The organism is Curtobacterium sp. MCBD17_034 (assembly GCF_003234515.1).
In the GTDB taxonomy this organism is placed as follows: Bacteria; Actinomycetota; Actinomycetes; order Actinomycetales; family Microbacteriaceae; genus Curtobacterium.
Map to the genome: position 1 here is coordinate 235,664 of NZ_QKTN01000004.1, position 19,149 is coordinate 254,812.

Here is a 19,149-nt window from a genome sequence, read left to right on the forward strand (position 1 = left end):
CGCGCCTCCCCGCTGGCGCGCGCCGACCGGGTCAGGCGTCGGCGACGAGCTGGAGGAAGCGGCGGTGGAAGCGGTCCTCGCCGCTGACCTCGGGGTGGAACGCCGAGGCGATGACGTTGCCCTGCTGCACCGCGACCGGTCGGCCGTCGGGCAGGGCGCCGATGACCTGCACATCGGGACCGTGGTCCTCGACCACCGGGGCACGGATGAACACGGCGTGCACCGGGGCCTCGCCGAGGTCCGGCATCGGGATGTCGATCTCGAACGAGTCGTTCTGGTTGCCGAACGCGTTGCGGCGGACCGTCGTGTCGAGCACGTCGAGCGTCCGCTGCCCGTCGATGCCGTCCTGGATGCGCGACGACAGCATGATCATCCCGGCGCAGGTGCCGTACGTCGGCAGGCCCTCGTGGATGGCCTGGGACAACGGCTCGGCGAGACCGAACGACCGCGCCAGTTTGTCCATCACGCTGGACTCGCCCCCCGGGATCACGACGCCCTGGAGGCTCGCGAGTTCCTCCGGGCGACGGAGCGGCACGACCTCGGCACCGAGCGCCGTCAGCGACGCGATGTGCTCCCGGAAGTCGCCCTGGAGTGCGAGGACCCCGATCCGGGGCCGGACGCTCCCGACGACGGGGCTACCAGCCACGCTCGGCGAGGCGGTGCGGCGCGGGGACGTCGGCCACGTTGATGCCGACCATCGCCTCGCCCAGACCGCGGGAGACCTCGGCGATGACCTTCGGGTCGTCGTGGAACGTGACGGCCTTCACGATCGCCGCGGCGCGCTTCGCCGGGTCGCCGGACTTGAAGATGCCCGAGCCGACGAACACGCCGTCCGCGCCGAGCTGCATCATCATCGCCGCGTCCGCCGGGGTGGCCACGCCGCCCGCGGTGAACAGCACGACGGGCAGCGCACCCGTCCGGGCGACCTCCTTGACGACGTCGTACGGAGCCTGCAGCTCCTTGGCGGCGACGTAGAGCTCGTCGTCCTTGAGGTTGCGGAGCGCCGCGATCTCCTTCGAGATCGTGCGGATGTGCCGCGTCGCCTCGGAGACGTCACCCGTGCCGGCCTCGCCCTTGGAGCGGATCATCGCCGCACCCTCGGTGATGCGACGGAGGGCCTCACCGAGGTTCGTCGCGCCGCACACGAAGGGCGTGGTGAAGTCCCACTTGTCGATGTGGTTGACGTAGTCCGCCGGCGAGAGGACCTCGGACTCGTCGATGTAGTCGACACCGAGCTCCTGCAGCACCTGGGCCTCGACGAAGTGGCCGATGCGTGCCTTCGCCATGACGGGGATCGACACGGCGGCGATGATGTCCTCGATCATCGACGGGTCGGACATGCGGGCGACGCCGCCCTGGGCCCGGATGTCGGCGGGGACACGCTCGAGCGCCATGACCGCCGTCGCGCCGGCGTCCTCGGCGATGCGCGCCTGCTCTGCGTCGATGACGTCCATGATGACGCCGCCCTTGAGCATCTCGGCGAGGCCGCGCTTGACGCGCGAGGAACCGGTGATCGAGGTGCCGGGGGTCGAGGCGGGATCGGTGGTCGATGCGGTGCTGTCGCTCATGATCCACCCAGTCTAGTTGCCCGGCGGAGCGTGATCACGCTGGGCGAACACGCGACTCGTGCGGCCACGCCTCGGCCACCAGGCGCCGGGTCTCGCCGAGGAGCTGGGTGATCGCCTTCGTCCGCGCGATGATCGGGAAGAAGTTCGAGTCGGACGCCCAGCGCGGCACGATGTGCTGATGCAGGTGCGCCGCGACGCCCGCGCCGGCGATCTCGCCCTGGTTCATGCCGATGTTGAAGCCGTCGCAGTGCGCCACGGTCCGGAGCACGCCCATCGCGGTGCGCGTGAGGGCGGTCATCTCGGCGGCTTCCTCGTCGGTCGCCTCGTCGTACAGGGGCACGTGGCGGTAGGGGCAGACGAGCAGGTGGCCGTTGTTGTACGGGTAGAGGTTGAGCAGCACGAATGCCGTCCGGCCGCGGGCCACGATGAGGGCGTCCTCGTCCGGCAGGGTCGGCGCGACGCAGAACGGGCAGTCGTCCTTCTGGCCGCGCCCCTCCCCCGCGCGTCCCTGCTCGATGTACACCGCGCGGTGCGGCGTCCAGAGGCGCTGGAACGCGTCGGGCACGGCGGCCATGTCCGCGGAGGAGCGGATGACGAAGGGGTCGCCCTCCGTTCCCGGGGTCTCCGCCACGGTCAGACCTGCGCCCGCTCGCGGATGGCCGTCGTGATGCGGTCCACGGCCTCCTGGATCGGCACGCCGTTGAGCTGGCTGCCGTCGCGGAACCGGAAGCTCACGGCGCCCTGCTGCCGGTCCTCGTCGCCCGCGATGAGCATGAACGGGACCTTCTGCTTGGTGTGGGTGCGGATCTTCTTCTGCATGCGGTCGTCAGAGTGGTCGACCTCGGCGCGCACGCCCTGCTCGCGGAGCCGCGTGACGACCTCGTCGAGGTAGTCGCCGTACTCCTCGGCCACCGGGATCCCGACGACCTGCACCGGTGCGAGCCACGCGGGGAAGGCACCCGCGTAGTGCTCGGTGAGGACGCCGAAGAACCGCTCGATCGACCCGAAGAGCGCGCGGTGGATCATCACCGGACGCTGACGCGAGCCGTCCGCGGCGGTGTACTCGAGGCCGAAGCGCTCGGGCAGGTTGAAGTCGAGCTGCACCGTCGACATCTGCCACGTGCGGCCGATCGCATCACGGGCCTGGACCGAGATCTTCGGACCGTAGAACGCCGCTCCGCCCGGGTCCGGCACGAGCTCGAGACCGGAATCGGCGGCGACCTCCGCCAGCGTGCTCGTGGCTTCCTCCCAGACCTCGTCGGAGCCGACGTACTTGTCCGGGTCCTTCGTGGAGAGCTCGAGGTAGAAGTCGGTGAGGCCGTAGTCGCGGAGCAGCGACAGCACGAAGTTCAGCGTGCGGGTGAGCTCGTCCTTCATCTGCTCGCGCGTCGTGAAGATGTGGGCGTCGTCCATCGTGAGACCACGGACACGGGTCAGGCCGTGGATGACACCGGACTTCTCGTTCCGGTACACGGTCCCGAACTCGAACAGCCGGAGCGGGAGGTCGCGGTAGGACCGGGCCTGCGAGCGGTACACGAGGATGTGCATCGGGCAGTTCATCGGCTTGAGGTAGTAATCGGCGCCCTGCCGGGTGATCTCGCCCTCGTCGTTCCGTGCCTCGTCGAGGTGCATCGGCGGGAACATGCCGTCCTTGTACCACCCGAGGTGGCCGGACTGTTCGAAGAGGTCGCCCTTCGTGATGTGCGGCGTGTTGACGAAGGAGTAGCCCTCGGCCTCGTGGCGGCGCCGCGAGTAGTCCTCCATCTCGCGGCGGATGATCCCGCCCTTGGGGTGGAAGATCGCGAGGCCCGAGCCGATCTCGTCCGGGAACGAGAACAGGTCGAGCTCGGCCCCGAGCTTGCGGTGGTCGCGCTTGGCGGCTTCCTCGAGGCGCTCGAGGTACGCGCGGAGCTGGTCCTTGTCGGGCCATGCGGTGCCGTAGATCCGCTGGAGCTGCGGGTTCTTCTCGGAGCCACGCCAGTAGGCCGCAGCCACCCGCATGAGCTTCGCGGCGTTGCCGATGACCCGGGTCGTGGGCAGGTGCGGCCCGCGGCAGAGGTCCTGCCAGACGACCTCGCCCGACTTCGGGTCCACGTTCTCGTAGACGGTGAGTTCGCCGGCACCGACCTCGACGCTCTCGCCGGCGTCACCCTCGCTCGCCGCGCCCTTGAGGCCGATGAGCTCCTGCTTGTACGGCTCCCCCGCCATGAGCTCGCGCGCCTCGCCGTCGCTCACCACGCGACGGACGAACCGCTGGCCCTGCCGGATGATGCGGTCCATGCCCTTCTCGATGGCCTTGAGGTCCTCGGGCGTGAACGGCTCGGCCACGTCGAAGTCGTAGTAGAAGCCGTCGGTGACGGGCGGTCCGATGCCGAGCTTCGCCTCGGGGTTGATCGCCTGCACGGCCTGCGCGAGCACGTGCGCGGTCGAGTGCCGGAGGATGTCGAGGCCGTCCTGCTCAGCGAGGGTCACGGGCTCGACGACCGCCCCGGCGGAGACCTCGGCCGCGAGGTCACGGAGCACACCGTCGACCCGGATCGCCACGACCGACCGCTCGCCCGCGAACAGCTCGGTCCCGGTCGTCGTGGTCGTCGCCGTCACGGTCGCGGGTGCCGGCGGCACGTCGGGCTGGTCGGCGGCGGGGACGACTGACTCGGTCACGGTGGTGGGGCTCCCTCGTTCGGTGGTGCACCAACACTAGTCGGCCGGGAGGCCCGCACCGCCCCGTCGACGACCCCGGCCCGCACCGTGGCGGGAGTGCTCGCTGCGCAGCGCGCGCGAGGCGTCAGGCGGGCGCGGTCCCGAGGGTGTGCACCGGCAGTCGACCCTCGAGACGGGCCCGGCCCCCGAGGCCGTCGAGTTCGAGGAGCGCTGCGAACCCGACCGCGTGGTACCCGGCACGTTCGAGCAGCGTGATGGTCGCCTCGGCGGTACCACCCGTCGCGAGGACGTCGTCGACCACGAGGACGCGCGTGCCCTCGGGCAGTTGTCCGGGGCGCAGCTCCACCGCGGCCTCGCCGTACTCGAGCGCGTACTGCTCGCTGAGGACCTCGCCGGGGAGCTTCCCCGCCTTGCGGACGGTGAGCACACCCCTGCCCCGCTGGACGGCGATCCCCCCGGCCAACGCGAACCCGCGCGCCTCGATGCCCGCCACTGCCTCGACGTCCGTGAACGGCTCGGCGAGTGCGCCACAGACGGTCGAGAACGCGACGGGATCGGCGAACACCGGGGTGACGTCGCGGAAGAGGATCCCCGGCTTCGGGAAGTCCGGCACCACGGCGGTGAGTCGTTCGACGAGGGACGCGGCGTGCTCGGTCATGCCCCAACCGTACGGGGACGGCGCTGGCCGACGTGCCGTCGGTACCGGCGCGGATCGGGGTACGCCGTGTGCCGATCCGGGATGCCTACCGGGGTACAGGCCGTCCTGCTGTCCGGCGAGGAGCACACGGCGTGGCTGTTGGCAAGCCCCTCCGGTCCGCGTGGACAAGCGGAACGGCGGCCGGTTGACTTGTCCCCCACACACGGCAGACGTACAGGACATCTGTCAGCGATCACCCAGGGGAACAACCGATGAACCGCATCGTCCGTGCGGCCCTCGTGGCCGCCGCCGTCGCCTCGATCAGCACCACGACGGCCATCACCGAGACCGTCAGCGCATCGGCGGCGACCGCCACCGTCACACCGGCGACGATCCGTACTGCTCCGACGCAGACGATCTACCAGGGCGGTCTGTACGTCCAGCCCGACAGCCAGCCGGCGCAGGCGGCAGCGACCCTCGCCGCACAGGGCCGGGCCACCGAGGCAGCGGCGGCGCGGACGATCGCACGCCAGCCGATCGCGATCTGGTTGGGCGAGTGGTTCCAGGGCGGCCTGCTCGACAGCACCATCGCACGGAGCCTGGCGAGCGCAGAATCGAAGGGCACCACCCCGGTGTTCGTCACCTACGCGATCCCCGACCGGGACTGCGGCGGGTACTCCGCTGGTGGGCTGACGCCCGCGCAGTACACCGCGTGGAACCAGCAGATCGCGGACGACCTCCACGGTCATCGCGCGGTCGTGCTCGTCGAGCCCGACTCGCTCGCGATGCTCCCGTCGTGTTCGCAGGACGCGTCGACGCGGCTCCCGCTCCTCAGGACAGCGGTCGCACAGTTCCACGCCGCCGGTGTCCCCGCGTACCTCGACGGGGGGAACTCGAGCTGGAACACGCCGGCCGTCACGGCCTCGGAGCTGAACCAGGCGGGCGTCAGCCAGGCGCGCGGGTTCTTCACGAACGTGTCGAACTTCAACGCCGTCGACCCGGAGCGCTCCTACGCCGGCAAGGTGTCCGCCCTCACCGGCGGATCGCACTTCGTCATCGACGTCTCGCGGAACGGTCGCGGTGCCCGCGGCGACTGGTGCAACCCAGCGGGTGCCGGCCTCGGTCAGGACCCGCACGTCACGTACGGCAGCGGCCAGCTCGACGCGCTGCTGTGGGTGAAGACACCCGGTGCGAGTGACGGCACGTGCAACGGTGGGCCGGCGGCCGGCGACTGGTTCGCGTCGTACGCGGTCGGACTCGTGCAGAACGCCGCGCGCTGACGCCCGTCCGGTCCGTGGCACCGCCCGGACAGGGGACGGGAACGCCCCCGGTGTCGATGCGACACCGGGGGCGTTCCTCCACCCGGAGTGGACCTAGACCCGCACGCGGGCGTCCCGGTCCACGGTGGCGACGAGCTGGTCGGCGACCACGTCGATCGCGATGGTCTCGCCGGCCGCGACCTCGGAGCGGACCATGAGGTCCGCGACGCGGTCCTCGACCTCGCGCTGAATGAGCCGACGCAGCGGACGGGCGCCGTACTCGGGTTCGTACCCGTGCTCGGCGAGCCAGTCGACCGCGGCGGGACGGACCTCCAGGTCGAGGTCCTGCGCGGCCACCCGACGTGCGGTGTCGGCGAGCAGGAGCCCGACGATGGCGTGCAGCTGCGCGCGGTCGAGCTTGCGGAACAGCACGATCTCGTCGATCCGGTTGAGGAACTCGGGCCGCATGGCCTCGCGGAGCTTGCCCATCACCCGGTTCCGCAGGTCCTGCTCCTCGTACCCCGAGGCGTCGGTCGCCGCCGAGAACCCCAGGGCGCCCGAACGGCTGGCGAGGAACTCGGACCCGAGGTTCGACGTCATGATCACGACCGTGTTCCGGAAGTCCACGGTGCGTCCCTGCCCGTCGGTGAGCCGTCCGTCGTCGAGCACCTGCAGGAGCAGGTTGAACACGTCCGGGTGCGCCTTCTCGATCTCGTCGAGCAGGATCACCGAGTACGGGTTCCGGCGGACACGCTCGGTGAGCTGCCCGGCTTCGTCGTACCCGACGTACCCGGGAGGGGCGCCGACGAGCCGACTGACCGTGTGGCGCTCCCCGAACTCGCTCATGTCGAAGCGGAGCATCGCGGTCTCGTCGCCGAACAGGCTCGACGCGAGCGCCTTCGCCAGCTCGGTCTTGCCGACACCGGTCGGGCCGAGGAACAGGAAGCTCCCGACGGGGCGACGCGGGTCGCCCATGCCGGTGCGGCTGCGACGGACGGACTTGGCGATGGCGGCGACCGCGTCGTCCTGCCCGACCACCCGTGCGTGCAGGTCGTCCTCGAGGACCGCGAGCCGGGCGCGGTCGTCCGCGGTGAGCCGCGAGGCGGGGATGCCGGTCGCACGGGCGACGACCTCGGCGATGTCCGCCTCGGTGATCGTCGTGTCGGCCTCCGTCCGGGAGGCGCTGCTCGCGTCGGTCGCGGTCGGCGCGGTGGCGGACTCGATCCGGGCCTCCAGTCCGTCGATGGCGTCACGGAGCCGCGATGCCTCCTCGTACTGCTCCTCGGCGACCGCGCGGTCCTTGGCGGACTGCAGGTCGACGATCTCGGCACGCAGGGCGTCGACGTCGACCGTGCCGCTGAGGGCGAGACGGCGCCGCGCGCCGGCCTGGTCGATGAGGTCGATGGCCTTGTCGGGCAGGAAGCGGTCGGTCACGTAGCGATGTGACATCTCGACGGCCGCGCGGATGGCGTCGTCCGTGTAGGCGACGCCGTGGTGCTCGGCGTACCGCGGCGCCAGGCCGGCGAGGATCTGCACGGCGTCGGCCACGCTCGGCTCGCCGACCGTCACGGGCTGGAAGCGGCGTTCGAGCGCGGCGTCCTTCTCGATGCGGCGGTACTCGTCGAGCGTCGTGGCGCCGACCATGTGCAGGTCACCGCGGGCGAGGCGCGGCTTGAGGATGTTGCCGGCGTCCATGCCGCCGTCACCACCGCTGCCGGCGCCGACGACGGTGTGCAGCTCGTCGACGAACACGATCAGCTCGTCGCGGTGCGCCGCGATCTCGTCCATGACCTTGGTGAGTCGCTCCTCGAAGTCACCGCGGTAGCGCGTGCCCGAGACCATCGCGGCCATGTCGAGTGCGACGACCCGCTTGCCCTGGAGCAGCGTGGGGACGTCGCCGTCGACGATGCGCTGGGCCAGGCCCTCGACGATCGCGGTCTTGCCGACGCCCGGTTCACCGATGAGGACCGGGTTGTTCTTGGTACGGCGGAGCAGGATCTCGACGGTCTGCTCGATCTCACCGGCGCGGCCGATCACGGGGTCGATGCCGCCCTCGCGCGCGCGGGCCGTGAGGTCGGTGCCGAACTGGTCGAGCGTCGGGGTGTCGGACTCCTGGCCCGGTGTGCCGGCCGCGGTGCTGCCGGCGACCGGGCGACCCTCGCGGGCGGCACGGGCGGCGTCCTGCGCGTACTGCTGCATGGTCTGCGGCGTCACGCCCGCGGCGACGAGCATCTGCCCGGCGACGGTGTCCTGCTCGACCACGAGCGCGAAGAAGACGTGCTCGGGGTCGACGTACGTGGATCCGAACGCGCGCGCGGCCTGCGCGGCGTCGAGGAGCGCGCGCTGCGCTGAGGGCGTGAGCGCGGGACGGCCCTCGGGGCGCTCGTCGGACGGCTCCGGGAGTCGTTCGTCGACCGCGGCGGCGAACCGCTCGGGGTCGGCGCCGACGGTGCGGACGAGCCCGGCGAACGGCTCGGCGGTCACGAGGACGCGGAGCAGGTGCAGCGCGTCGATCTCGTGGTGGCCGCGCTCCACGGCGAACGTCGCCGCGGCGCGGAGCACTTCGTGGGTGCGGCGGCTGAGGAGCCGCGTGATGTCGACGGGCCGGCCGAACGGCACGGACCGCTGCTGGCCCTGGAGCAGGCGGGCGAGGAACTCGTCGAACGAGTTGTCGCTGCCGGTCGGGCCGAAGACGTCTGACAAAGGGACCTCCTGTGGAACTTGAGTGCGTCCGACTCAATACAACGCAGAGGTGCCCCGGCCATTCCCGGGTGCGGGAAGAAGTTGCGTCGACACGACTCAAGCCCGCGAGGAGGTCGCCACGGGGTCGGCTCAGTCCCGCGCGATCGCAGCCGTCGCGCCCGCCGTGACCGCGAGGAGGTCTCGCGGCGCGAGTTCGATGTCGAACCCCCGCCGTCCGCCGCTCACGAAGATCGTGGCGTAGTCCTCGGCCGACGCGTCGAGCACGGTTCGGAGCGTGGTGCGCTGTCCGACGGGGCTGATGCCGCCGACGACGTATCCCGTGCGCCGCTCCGCGAGGTCCGGTGCCGCGAGCGACGCCTTCTTGCCCCCGACCGCGGTCGCGATCGCCTTGAGGTCGAGTCGGTTCGCGACGGGGACCACCGCGACCACGAGCTGCTCGTCGACCTGGACGACGAGCGTCTTGAACACCTGGTCCTCGCGGAGCCCGAGCGCCGCGGCCGCCTCGGCGCCGAAGTTCGTCGCCGTCTCGTGGTGCTCGTACACGTGCGGCGTGTAAGGGACACCGGCACGGTCGAGTGCGACCGTGGCCGGGGTGCGCGGGGAGGCAGCGGTCATGCCGTGATCTTGCCTGGAGTCCGCTGAACGTGGTCCGCGGCGCGCGGGCAGCCGTCGCTCCCGCGGAACGGGATCAGCCGCCCTGACCCTCCTGCTGCGGGCCCTGGTCCACCGGGTCGTACTCCGTGCCCCGTCCCTGCTCCTCGTCCGGCAGCGGGTTGCGGCGCTCGGCGGAGACACCGCCCGTGTTCGTGGCCACGTAGTCCGCCGCACCCGACTGGGTGTCCTCGCTCATCGGCCGGGTGAGGTCGCCCTGCAGCACGCTGTCGGAGGTGCTCGCCGCTGCCGCCTCGGCAGCCGCAGCCGGGTCGCGCTGGTCGTGCCCTGGTTCCGTCATGTCGCCGAGCCTAGGCCGACGGCGACGACGACGTCCCTGGGAACGGGGGTCGCGCGCCGCGCCTACCGTCGGCGCGAGGAGCGCTCAGCGTGGGCGCCCCGGCCACGCGGACGAGGAGGCGTCATGAGCAACGACGGAACGAGCGGCAGCGACCGCGAGTGGGAACCGCCCATCGTCGACGGGGAGCCGGTCACCGCGGAACGGCTGGAGCGCGACCTGTCCTTCGACAGCGATGCGGCGCCCGCGGACGACGCGCTCACGGACGACGACGCCCGGACCGCCGACCTGGAGGCCACCGAGGCCGAGGACTGACCCCGGCCGCTCCGCGGGCCGCTCCACGGAGCAGGATGGGTGGGACGAACGGCGGAGGACATGTCGGCACTCGATGACGGGGTCGGCGGCGCAGGCCCGGAGCCGGGCCGGCGCCGCGCGGCGTTGCAGGCGATCGCGTACGGGCCGGACGCCACGCCCGCCGAGGCGCAGGCCGCTCGCCGGGCGCTCGATGCCCTCGACCCCGCGCCTGGCCGGCCGGTCGTCGCCGAGACGCGCGATGCTCGACCGACCGGCGCCGACCGGACCGACTCGATGCCGATGGCTGCCGACCGGGTCCCGTCCGGTGCGGGCGCCGCTGCCCCCGCACCGCCCGACCCGACCTCGGCCCGGGCGAGCGACGTCGCACCGGTGACCGCGCTCGACGACGGGCGGTCCAGCGGCTCCGGCTCCGGTCGCGCGCCGAGGCGAGGAGCGTGGGGCCGCCTCCCGGTCCGGCTCCGCCGTGTCGGCCTCGTCGCGATCGTCGGCACCGCACTCGCGTCGTTCGGCGTCGGTGCACTGGTCGGGACGACGATCGACCAACAGCGGTCACGACCGTCGGTCGCGGCCGCCACGAGCGACGGGGAACGCACCCTCGCGGCGCTGCTCTCGGCGCCGCAGACGTTCGCCGACCAGATCCCGGGAGCGGTCTCGGCTCCCGTGCGGCTGCACTCCACACGCCTGGTGTTCACGAACCGCTCCCTGTCCGCGGACGACGCCCAGACGCCGTGGGACGTGTACGCGGCGGTCGGGACGAACGCGTCGCTCGTCTGCCTGCTCGCGACGGCGGACGGTCGGACGGCGAGCACGTCGTGCTTCCCCCGTGCCGACGCCCTCACCGGATCCGTCACCCTCGTGACGCAGAGCGAGAGCGGCACCCTCACCGTGCACGTCCGCGGCGGGGTCGTGTCCGGTCGTGTGCGGCCCTCGTCCTGAGCCCGCCGCCTCTCTCGTGGGCGCGACGCCTCTCTCGGGTGCGACGCCCCTCTCGTGGGCGCGACGCCTCTCTCGCCGCCCCTCTCGTCGGCGCTACGCCTCCTCCCGACGGAGCAGGGTGAGCAGGGCATCGAGCGCGGGCACCTGACCCGCCACGAGGTCCGTCCGTGCCGTGGCGACGCTCGTCCACCGGGCGTCGTCCACCTCGGGGAACGACACCATCCGGCCCGACCCCCGCGGGAGCTCGACGAGGAAGGTCGTGCTCCGGACCGTCTCCACGACGAGGTCCGACGCGCCCGCGAACAGCGTGACGCGCTTGCCCGAGGCCTGGCGGAACGTGCCGAGTTCGACGTACGGCACGTCCGGTGCGGGGACGCCGATCTCCTCGTGGAACTCGCGCCGCGCGGCGTCGAGCGGTGTCTCGTCGAGGTACTCGCCCTTCGGGAAGGACCACGCCCGTGGTCGCCGCCGCCAGAACGGGCCGCCCATGTGCGCGACGAAGACCTCGGTGTCGATCTCCGGGTCGGCGGCACCACGAGCGACCGGTGCCGCGGCCGGTCGGTACAGCACGATGCCCGCGCTCGTCACCACGGCCGTCACGACCCGTCGGGACGACGTCGACGACGCACGAACGCCCAGACGACCACGACAGCGCCGAGGACGACCACCCCCGCGCCGATCGCCAGCCGGCCCGCGTCGGCGGAGGACCGAGCGGCGGCCGCACGAGCCGCTGCCGACGCGGACGCCCGCGCCTGCGCGGACGCGCTGGCCCGTGCCTCCCGGGCCCGTGCCGCGGCCTCCGCGTACACGGCGCGGATGCGGCGTCCGGCGTCCGTGGCCATCGCTCCGGCACCCGCTGCGTTCGGATGCAGCGCTCCGGGTACGAGGTCGACGTCCCGGAGGCCGGACGAGGCGGACAGGGTGATCCCCCGGACGAACGGCCGGGTCCTCGAGCACGGTGAGTGGGCGGCCGTCGCGGAGAGCATCGAGACGTAGGTCCCACCGGCCTGGTGCACGACGGCCCGCGTCGTCCGGTCGAGCCGCTGCTGCACGCCGTGGAGGTAGCGGACGTCGGTGTCCGTGAACGGGAACGCATCGCGCGGGAACGAGCCGGTCAGGCTCGCGGCGTCGAGCGCGGCGCGGAAGCAACCCGCCGCGGGTGTGTGGGCGGCGTCCGGGAAGATCGTGGGGTACCCGACGACGACGAGTCGGGCGTGCGGCGCGGCCGTCCGCACCGCACGCACCGCCGACCGGATGCCACGGGTGACGGGACCCTCGACGGCCGCCGCGAGCGCGTCGGTCCCGTCGGTGACCAGGCGGCTGCGACAGTTCGGCACGTCCGCCCCCGACAGCACGGGTCCGCGTCGGGACAGGGCGACGCACGAGGACGCCGTCGCGAACAGCCCCGCGTCGTTGCCGCCGATGGACAGCGTGACGAGCCGCGTCCGGTCGCTCAGCGCGTCGACCTGCGGTGCGGCACCGTTCTGGCGTCGGGAGACGACGTCGGCGCTCGTGGCCCCCGCGCACGTCACGTCCACGAGCCGGAGGTCCAGGCTGGCCGCGATGCGGTGCGGGTAGTCCTCGGATGACTGGCCGCAGGCCGGGACCGGGTCCCCCGTCGCATGTGGCAGGCCGTAGCCGGCGGCGTAGGAGTCGCCGAGCGCGACGTACTCCGCTCCGCGCGGGGGCAGACCGTCGCGACCGGCGCGCGCACCGTGGTGCGCGGTGGAGGCGGGCACCACGGTGGCCGCCGACGCGGCCGGTCCCGCACCGGGGTCGGCGGTGCCGATGACGACGACGGACAGGGCGGCGGATGCGGCGATCACGGCCAGCGGACGGCAGAGCAGGATGGGGACCTCACCAAGCGGGGACGGGGGCGGCGGGGCGACCGATGCTACGCCTCCCGGCCCGCGTGACGATCGTGCGCGGCGGTCAGCCGACGAGTCGCCGCAGCCGACGACGGATGCGGTCGACGTCGTCGCACCCGGCCTCCTCCATCGCCTCGATAGCGCGTTCGGTGGCGGACGCGAGGGCCGCGGGCGTGGCACCGAGCGTCGCGTAGCGGTCGAGCGCGTTCGACACGGCCCGGGCGACGAAGCCCTCGTACTCGCCGAGCGACTCAGCGAGCTCGTGGAGGCCGACGAACCCGGCGACCATCAGGTGCGCCTCGAACGGGATGTCGACCTCGGGCGGGGCGTCCCCGATGTCGACCGCGCGCTGCAGCGTGGTCGCGCACAACTGGATCCACCCGACGTACGGCACCGGCAGGTCGATGTCGATGAGTTCGGCCTCGCGCTCGAGCCGCACGACGGCCCGACCGATGGGGTCCGACTGCTCCTGCATCGCGACGAAGACGGTCGACAGGGCGAGTTCGTCGAACGGGGGACGATCGGCGGCCGGCAGCGCGGCGAACACGCCCTCCTGCGTGAAGGACACGTCCATGATCGCCTGGACCATGTCGGTCTTCGACGCGAAGTGGTAGCTGACGAGGCTCTTCGCCACCTGCGCCCTGGCCGCTACGGAGGCGTAGGTCGTCGCCTGGTAGCCGCGTTCCCCGAATTCCAGGGCTGCGGCCTCGAGGATGGCGTCCCTCGTGCGTCGGCGTTGGTCCTCACGCATGCCCATGGCAGACCACCGTAGTGGCAGGAGCGATGAGGGACGCCGCCCCGGCCTGGTTCCCGTCGATTTCCCAGGACGCGCGTCCTGTGGGAGACTTCGAGCACAGGCGCGGCTCCGGCCGTGCGACGGCCGTCGAGCGGCCGGATGGACGTGCCGATGTGGGGGGACGTCCAGGGCCCGCTCGACGGTCGTCGGGGTCAGCGGCGCCCGAGTCGCCGTTCGCCGCCCGCACCGGCCTGGTACACGAGGCCGTAGTGCTGGTACAGCGTCGGTTCGACCGACGCCTCGAGCTCGCCGTCGGTGTCGATGGACGGCGCGTCCTTGACGAGCTTCTTGTCGTAGGTCACCTTGAGGTGCTTGGGCGACACGGTGGCGCCGTCGAGGGGCACGAACACGAGTCGCTGCCGACCGATCAGACCGATCTGGACGCTCGCGAACGCCGGCTGCGACGTCGCGGTGTCGAAGTAGATGCTCTCCAGGCTGCCGATCCGGTCGTCGCCGGCGTCGACGACCGGCTGCCCGATCCAGTCGCGGATGTTCTCGGCCTCGAACACGTCGTTCCTCTCCCCGCGCCGGAACGATTCGGGCGCGGTGCCGCAGACGGTAGTCCCGGTTCGGGCGTCGTGTCGCCGGTGCGCCGTGTCGCCGCTGCGTCGTGTCGCCGCTGCGCCGTGTCGTCCGTGCTCAGGGTCGCGGTCCAGGATCGGGTCGTGACGGACCGACGAGCGACCCTGCCGCGCCTGGCCGATCTCGCCCAGGGCGACGACACCGCGACGGGGACGCTCCGCGACCGTGCTCGCCGGTTCGCGGAGCTGCTCGGCATCGCTCGGCGCAACGGGCTGCTGCCGTTCGGCCGCCTCGACTTCTCGCGGTCCCCGGGAACGGCCGGTCTCCGGGTCGAGCAGGCGACCGGGTTGCGGCGCGCACTCGAGGAGGCCGGCGGCGCGTTCGTCAAGATCGGTCAGCTGCTCTCGACGCGTGACGACCTGCTGCCGGACGAGTGGCGCGCCGCCCTCGCCGATCTCCAGGAGGACGTCACCCCCGCGCCGGCCGACGCGGTCGCGGCCCTCCTCCGTGAGGAGCTCGGTGCGCCCGTCGACGAGGTGTTCGCCGCGTTCGATCCCGTCCCGGTCGCGGCCGCGTCGATCGCGCAGGTCCACCGTGCCCGCCTCCGGGACGGCCGGACCGTCGCGGTCAAGGTGCAGCGACCCGGCGTCGCGGTCGTGATCCGCCGCGACGTCGACATCGCCCTGCGGGTCACCCGGTTCATCGCGCGCACCTCCGCGCAGGCACGTCGGCTCGGGGTCGAGGACGCCGCGGCCCAGTACGCGACGGACCTCGTGCGGCAGGTCGACTTCGGCCGCGAGGCGACGAACCTCGCCGCACTCCGCGCGACGCAGGCGCGCAGTCGTCGTGCCGCGGAACTCCACCTGCCCGAGCTCGTCGACGAGCTGAGCTCCCGCCGCGTGCTCGTCATGGAGTTCCTCGACGGTCGTACGCTCGCGACGGCCCGCGCGGACGGGGCCGACACCGCGTCGCTGGAACCACTGATGCGGACCGTGGTCCGCGCCTTCATCCGGCAGGTGGTCGTCGACGGGGTCTTCCACGCGGACCTGCACCCCGGCAACATCCTCGTCATGCCCGACGGGCGGCCGGCGCTCGTCGACTTCGGATCGGTCGGGAGGCTCGACCTCACCCTGCGCGAGACCGTCCAGGAACTGCTCGTCGCCTACCTGCAGTCCGACACGCGCGGCATCGCCGACGGGGTGCTCCGGCTCGCCCCGCTCGCCGACCCCGTGGACGAACCGGCGTTCCGACGGGACATCGCGACGTTCGTCGTCGACGAGCTCGGACCCGGAGCCCGCATCGGGATCGACACGGTCGACGCCGCCGTCGAGGTCTTCGGCCGCTACGGCATGGCGGTCCCCGCGGAGTTCGTCGCGGCCGCCCGGGCGTTCGCGATCCTCGAGGGCACGCTGCGCACCGTCACGCCCGCGTTCGACCTGCTCGAGGAGGCCCGGACGCTCGCCCGCGACCAGATCCGGGACCAGGTGACCCCCGCCGGGGTCCGGGACCTCCTCGTCCGTGAGGCACTCGCGGTGCTGCCCGGACTCCGGCGCCTGCCCCGCCGCGTCGACCGCATCGGGGAAGCCCTCGAGACCGGTCACCTCAACGTGAACGTGCGTGTGCTCGCCGACCGACGCGACCGACGCCTGGTCGCCGGTCTGGTCCGTCGAACGGTCTGGACGGTGCTCGGGGCGCTCGCGGGCATCACGGCGGTCGTGTTCCTGGCGGTCCCGCGACCCGTCCACCCCGGCGCGCTGACCCCGGCGGCGGCGGGCTGGGTGCTCGTGGTGGTCGCCGTGGTGTCCCTCGGCGCGACCGCGATCGACGCGGCGCTGGCTCGGCGTCGCGAGTGACGCCGGCCGGATTCACCCCGCGAGGGACCGGTACCAGTCGCGGTCCTCGGCGTCGAGCTCGAGCGTGCCGAGTGGCTCCGGGTCGGCGACGTCGAACCACGCGTCGTCGAGCAGCATCGCGAGTTGGTGGGAGCTGAGGCCCCGACCGGCGGCGCGATCGCGGAACTCCTCCACGGACACGACCGGGGGCAGGGAGCGGCCGAGCACCTCGGCGGCGGTGACCACGACCTCGCCCGCGGCCACGGGCGGATCGGTGTGGACGGGGACGACGCCCGATGCGCGCGTGAGGGCGGCGGCCGCGATGCGGCGGCCGAGTGTCCGGACGTGCACGACGCTCACCCGCGCCGCGGTGTCCGGAACCGCCCCCACGGCCGTGACGAGGCGCAGCGCCGACGGGAACACCCATCGGTCCCCCACCCCGTGGACGACGTTCGGGCGGACGACGGCTCCGCCAGCTCCGAGGACCAACCGCTCCGCCTCCGCACGGCTCACGGAGGTCGCGGACTCGGGCGTCGCACCCGGACGCGGACCGCCCCGGTGCGGCCCGGAGCCGAACACCGCCGCGGTGGACACCAGGACCACGCGCGCTCCTGCCTCGGCCGCCGCCTCGACGACGATGCGCGTGCCGTCCACGTTCGTGCGGCGGACGGCGTCGTCGTCCCCGCCGATCGCGACCGCGCTGTGCACGACGGTCTGCACACCCGCGACCAGGCGGGCCACGGCCTCCGGGCCGAGCAGGTCCCCGGACACCGGGGAGAAGGCGGCGTTCTCGGGCACCGCACGACGCACGAGACCGCGGACCGGCACGGCCTCCGCCACGAGCGCGTCGACGACGCGTCGCCCGATGAACCCGAGCGGACCGGTCACCGCGACAGGTGTCGAGGAGGACAGCGAGGAGGACATTTCGGGGGACGATTGCACGCTGGGGGCCATCCATTCACGTCGAGGGGTGTCGTGCGGACGGTAACAGGACCTGAGCGTGGCTACCATGTCGGAGCGGCCGTCGGGGCCGTTGGGAGTCGGAGGGGACACCATGGCCCAGCAGGAGCGCGCCGTCGTCACGCGCGACAAGATCGTCCGGAGCGCCGCGACGATCTTCGAGCAGCGCGGGTACGCGAACGCGTCGCTCGACGTCGTCGCCTCGGAGGCGGGCGTCACCAAGGGTGCGCTCTACCACCACTTCAAGTCGAAGGAGGAGGTGGCGAACGCGGTCATCGAGCTGCAGTACGAGATCGCGCAGTCGTACGGCGAGCGGGTGTTCCTGCTCGGACGCACCGCGCTCGAGCGGATGATGTGGATGTCGCAGACCTTCGCCCAGCAGATGAAGGACGAGGTCGTCGTGTCCGCCGGGGTGCGGCTCACCACCGAGGCCGGCGGCAACGGTCTCGAGCGCGAGGCGCCGTACGCGGGCTGGATCCACACGGTCGAGGGGCTCATCGCGGCGGCGGTCGAGGAGGGCGACATCCGCGCCGACGTGGACCCCACGCGCCTGGCGGCGTTCCTCATCCCCGCGTACACGGGCGTGCAGCTCGTCTCGGACATCCTGCACAGCCGCGAGGACCTCTTCCAGCAGCTCGAGAACATGTGGACGATGTTGCTCATCCCCGCGCTCGTGCCGGCCGAGCGGCAGCCGCTCGTGGCGGACCTCCCGGCCCGCATCATGCGTTCGGCGGTCTGACCGCACGCCCCACGGCACCGCTCTGTCGGGCGGTGCGGCTCGGCCGGACAGTGCGACGAGGCCGGGCAGTGCCGCTCAGCCGGACAGTGCCGCTCAGCTGGGCAGTGCCGCTCAGCGGGGCAGTGCGACTCAGCCGGGGAAGGCGGAGGCGCGCACGCGCGACACGACGACGCCGTCCTGGCACAGGACCGCGACCTCGGTGCCGTCCTCGCGCTCGAGCGTGATCGTCACGGGACTCGTGAGCTCCGCGTGGGCGAGGAACTCGACCGTGACCTCGCGGGGCGTGTGCGTCGGATCGTCCGCGTGGGCGCGGAAGGCCTGCAGCGCGGCCTCGAGCACGACCATGCCCGGCACGTGGTCGAGCGGGTGGTCGAAGTACACCGGGTTCGTGGCGTCGAGCGAGAGCTCGAACGCGTCGCTGCCCGCGGCACCGGACAGCAGGACGAAGTCCGGCGTCGGCGCGCCCACCAGCCCGTGCGCGGCCGGACTCGGGCGAGGCGGCAGGCGATCGACGTCCGCTGAGGACGGCGCGCCCTCGCGCATCCGGCGGTACACGGGTCCGGGGATGGTGCGGGCACGACCGCCCCCGCGGGCGAGGACGTGGTCGCCGTCGCGGACCGTGAGCATCGAGTCGTAGGACGCGGCGACGCCCTTGCGCTCGACGAGCTCCGAGACCACGACGTCGATGGTCGGCGATCCGGGGCGGTCGGAGCGGCGGACCGCGTCGTCGGCGACCTCGACGCGCATCGACTCCATCACGAACGCCTGTCCGAACGGCACCCCGAGGTGCAGGTGCGCGAGTGCGATCGCGGTCTGACGGAGCGTCTCGAGCGCGAGCGCGGGTCCGACGGCGACGTCGTCCGTGCCCCACGGTCCGAAGTACGCGTGCCGCCTCGGCCAGTGCACGTGCGCCACGAAGGTGCTGTCGCTCGTCCGCTCGAGCGCAGTGAGCAGCACCTCCGTCAGCTGACGGCGGTGCACCAGGGCTCCCGGGAGGAGATGCGCGTGAGGGGACAGGTCGGTCTTCCGGGTTCGCGTACTGGACGTACGTTCGGTGGCGGTCATGAGCATCGTATGGGGCAGCGGTCCGTCGCGACACCACCCGTTCCACACGGTCGCGCCGCCCCGACGGCGACGTGCACCTCGCGCGGGGTACACGACGCGTGTCGTGCGGCACCACGCCCTCGCCGCCGTGCTGCCCGCGCGCCCGGAGTGCCGCGGATCGCGAGGAGCGGGGCGTCCCGCCGTCCGGGGTCCGCGCCTGCCCGGTCGACGGGCCGAGCGGTACACGGGGACAGGCTGCGTCCCCCGTTTTGGGGTCGAACCCCCGTCCTCCCCGAGCGCCGCCGGACCGACACCCCCGGAGTGGGGCCAAGAAGCATACCCAACAGTACGGTTTTGCCG

19 protein-coding genes are annotated in these 19,149 nt (G+C 72.6%); 5 read left to right on the plus strand and 14 right to left on the minus strand.

Annotation, left to right across the window (positions count from 1 at the left end; genetic code table 11):
- Positions 1-31: 31 nt before the first annotated feature.
- From pdxT to DEI92_RS09780, 5 genes are all read right to left on the minus strand, one after another.
- Positions 32-646: a pyridoxal 5'-phosphate synthase glutaminase subunit PdxT gene (gene pdxT / locus DEI92_RS09760; protein WP_111013334.1), complete on the minus strand. Its 615-nt coding sequence runs from the start codon at positions 644-646 to the stop codon at positions 32-34.
- Positions 636-1,568 carry a pyridoxal 5'-phosphate synthase lyase subunit PdxS gene (gene pdxS, locus DEI92_RS09765; RefSeq protein WP_111009027.1) on the minus strand — a complete coding sequence of 311 codons (933 nt, stop codon included), beginning with the start codon at positions 1,566-1,568 and terminating at the stop codon, positions 636-638. The genes pdxT and pdxS overlap by 11 nt, the downstream gene beginning before the upstream one ends.
- 34 nt (positions 1,569-1,602) lie before the next feature.
- Positions 1,603-2,142, minus strand: a complete 540-nt coding sequence (locus DEI92_RS09770; protein WP_111013400.1) for an HIT domain-containing protein — start codon at positions 2,140-2,142, stop codon at positions 1,603-1,605.
- Between the two features lie 59 nt (positions 2,143-2,201).
- Positions 2,202-4,169, minus strand: a complete 1,968-nt coding sequence (gene thrS / locus DEI92_RS09775) for a threonine--tRNA ligase (protein WP_111013399.1) — start codon at positions 4,167-4,169, stop codon at positions 2,202-2,204.
- Positions 4,170-4,353: 184 nt separating this feature from the next.
- A complete protein-coding gene (locus tag DEI92_RS09780) occupies positions 4,354-4,887 on the minus strand; it encodes an adenine phosphoribosyltransferase (protein WP_111009026.1) in 534 nt (177 codons plus the stop codon).
- Positions 4,888-5,138: 251 nt separating this feature from the next.
- Here DEI92_RS09780 and DEI92_RS09785 point away from each other — a divergent pair, with 251 nt between their 5' ends.
- Positions 5,139-6,146, plus strand: a complete 1,008-nt coding sequence (locus DEI92_RS09785; RefSeq protein WP_111013335.1) for a glycoside hydrolase family 6 protein — start codon at positions 5,139-5,141, stop codon at positions 6,144-6,146.
- Positions 6,147-6,239: 93 nt separating this feature from the next.
- On the opposite strand, the gene DEI92_RS09790 is transcribed toward DEI92_RS09785, so the two are convergent.
- The 3 genes from DEI92_RS09790 to DEI92_RS09800 all read right to left on the minus strand — a co-directional run bounded on the left by DEI92_RS09790 (position 6,240) and on the right by DEI92_RS09800 (position 9,780).
- Complete coding sequence (locus DEI92_RS09790; RefSeq protein WP_111013336.1) at positions 6,240-8,828, minus strand: ATP-dependent Clp protease ATP-binding subunit; 2,589 nt, start codon at positions 8,826-8,828, stop codon at positions 6,240-6,242.
- A gap of 129 nt (positions 8,829-8,957) precedes the next feature.
- Positions 8,958-9,443, minus strand: a complete 486-nt coding sequence (ybaK, locus tag DEI92_RS09795; protein WP_111013337.1) for a Cys-tRNA(Pro) deacylase — start codon at positions 9,441-9,443, stop codon at positions 8,958-8,960.
- 73 nt (positions 9,444-9,516) lie between these two features.
- Complete coding sequence (locus DEI92_RS09800) at positions 9,517-9,780, minus strand: hypothetical protein (protein ID WP_111009022.1); 264 nt, start codon at positions 9,778-9,780, stop codon at positions 9,517-9,519.
- Positions 9,781-9,903: 123 nt separating this feature from the next.
- On the opposite strand from DEI92_RS09800, the gene DEI92_RS09805 reads away from it, so the two are divergent.
- Together DEI92_RS09805 and DEI92_RS09810 are read left to right on the plus strand one after the other, a co-directional pair.
- Entirely contained in the window at positions 9,904-10,092 is a 189-nt protein-coding gene (locus tag DEI92_RS09805) for a hypothetical protein (RefSeq protein WP_111013338.1), read from the plus strand.
- A 60-nt stretch (positions 10,093-10,152) separates the two neighbouring features.
- A complete protein-coding gene (locus DEI92_RS09810; protein WP_111009020.1) occupies positions 10,153-11,028 on the plus strand; it encodes a hypothetical protein in 876 nt (291 codons plus the stop codon).
- Positions 11,029-11,121: 93 nt separating this feature from the next.
- Here DEI92_RS09810 and DEI92_RS09815 read toward each other — a convergent pair whose 3' ends face one another.
- The 4 genes from DEI92_RS09815 to DEI92_RS09830 form a co-directional block, all read right to left on the minus strand.
- Positions 11,122-11,628 (minus strand): NUDIX domain-containing protein, encoded by a 507-nt coding sequence (locus DEI92_RS09815; protein WP_258370151.1) that lies wholly within the window; start codon positions 11,626-11,628, stop codon positions 11,122-11,124.
- Positions 11,625-12,854: an SGNH/GDSL hydrolase family protein gene (locus DEI92_RS09820; RefSeq protein ID WP_146249140.1), complete on the minus strand. Its 1,230-nt coding sequence runs from the start codon at positions 12,852-12,854 to the stop codon at positions 11,625-11,627. The genes DEI92_RS09815 and DEI92_RS09820 overlap by 4 nt, the downstream gene beginning before the upstream one ends.
- Positions 12,855-12,960: 106 nt before the next feature.
- Positions 12,961-13,653 carry a TetR/AcrR family transcriptional regulator gene (locus DEI92_RS09825; protein WP_111009018.1) on the minus strand — a complete coding sequence of 231 codons (693 nt, stop codon included), beginning with the start codon at positions 13,651-13,653 and terminating at the stop codon, positions 12,961-12,963.
- Between the two features lie 191 nt (positions 13,654-13,844).
- The gene (locus DEI92_RS09830; protein ID WP_111009335.1) at positions 13,845-14,201 is read right to left on the minus strand and encodes a PRC-barrel domain-containing protein; all 357 of its coding nucleotides are present in this window, start codon (positions 14,199-14,201) and stop codon (positions 13,845-13,847) included.
- Positions 14,202-14,357: 156 nt separating this feature from the next.
- On the opposite strand from DEI92_RS09830, the gene DEI92_RS09835 reads away from it, so the two are divergent.
- The gene (locus DEI92_RS09835) at positions 14,358-16,067 is read left to right on the plus strand and encodes an AarF/ABC1/UbiB kinase family protein (protein WP_181434808.1); all 1,710 of its coding nucleotides are present in this window, start codon (positions 14,358-14,360) and stop codon (positions 16,065-16,067) included.
- Positions 16,068-16,079: 12 nt separating this feature from the next.
- Here DEI92_RS09835 and DEI92_RS09840 read toward each other — a convergent pair whose 3' ends face one another.
- A complete protein-coding gene (locus DEI92_RS09840) occupies positions 16,080-16,934 on the minus strand; it encodes an NAD(P)-dependent oxidoreductase (protein WP_181434810.1) in 855 nt (284 codons plus the stop codon).
- 166 nt (positions 16,935-17,100) lie between these two features.
- Here DEI92_RS09840 and DEI92_RS09845 point away from each other — a divergent pair, with 166 nt between their 5' ends.
- Positions 17,101-17,745 (plus strand): ScbR family autoregulator-binding transcription factor, encoded by a 645-nt coding sequence (locus DEI92_RS09845; RefSeq protein ID WP_181434812.1) that lies wholly within the window; start codon positions 17,101-17,103, stop codon positions 17,743-17,745.
- Between the two features lie 129 nt (positions 17,746-17,874).
- Here the strand turns inward: DEI92_RS09845 and DEI92_RS09850 are convergent, their stop codons facing one another.
- Positions 17,875-18,726 (minus strand): ScbA/BarX family gamma-butyrolactone biosynthesis protein, encoded by an 852-nt coding sequence (locus DEI92_RS09850; RefSeq protein WP_181434814.1) that lies wholly within the window; start codon positions 18,724-18,726, stop codon positions 17,875-17,877.
- Between the last annotated feature and the right edge of the window lie 423 nt (positions 18,727-19,149).

What these genes read in the sequence shown, in the direction of transcription:
- DEI92_RS09780 (WP_111009026.1), bottom strand. Translation starts at nt 4,887, where the DNA reads ATGACCGAGCACGCCGCGTCCCTCGTCGAACGACTCACCGCCGTGGTG.
- DEI92_RS09805 (WP_111013338.1), top strand. Translation starts at nt 9,904, where the DNA reads ATGAGCAACGACGGAACGAGCGGCAGCGACCGCGAGTGGGAACCGCCC.
- DEI92_RS09810 (WP_111009020.1), top strand. Translation starts at nt 10,153, where the DNA reads ATGTCGGCACTCGATGACGGGGTCGGCGGCGCAGGCCCGGAGCCGGGC.
- DEI92_RS09825 (WP_111009018.1), bottom strand. Translation starts at nt 13,653, where the DNA reads ATGGGCATGCGTGAGGACCAACGCCGACGCACGAGGGACGCCATCCTC.
- DEI92_RS09785 (WP_111013335.1), top strand. Translation starts at nt 5,139, where the DNA reads ATGAACCGCATCGTCCGTGCGGCCCTCGTGGCCGCCGCCGTCGCCTCG.
- ybaK (WP_111013337.1), bottom strand. Translation starts at nt 9,443, where the DNA reads ATGACCGCTGCCTCCCCGCGCACCCCGGCCACGGTCGCACTCGACCGT.
- DEI92_RS09845 (WP_181434812.1), top strand. Translation starts at nt 17,101, where the DNA reads ATGGCCCAGCAGGAGCGCGCCGTCGTCACGCGCGACAAGATCGTCCGG.
- pdxS (WP_111009027.1), bottom strand. Translation starts at nt 1,568, where the DNA reads ATGAGCGACAGCACCGCATCGACCACCGATCCCGCCTCGACCCCCGGC.
- DEI92_RS09770 (WP_111013400.1), bottom strand. Translation starts at nt 2,142, where the DNA reads ATGGCCGCCGTGCCCGACGCGTTCCAGCGCCTCTGGACGCCGCACCGC.
- DEI92_RS09800 (WP_111009022.1), bottom strand. Translation starts at nt 9,780, where the DNA reads ATGACGGAACCAGGGCACGACCAGCGCGACCCGGCTGCGGCTGCCGAG.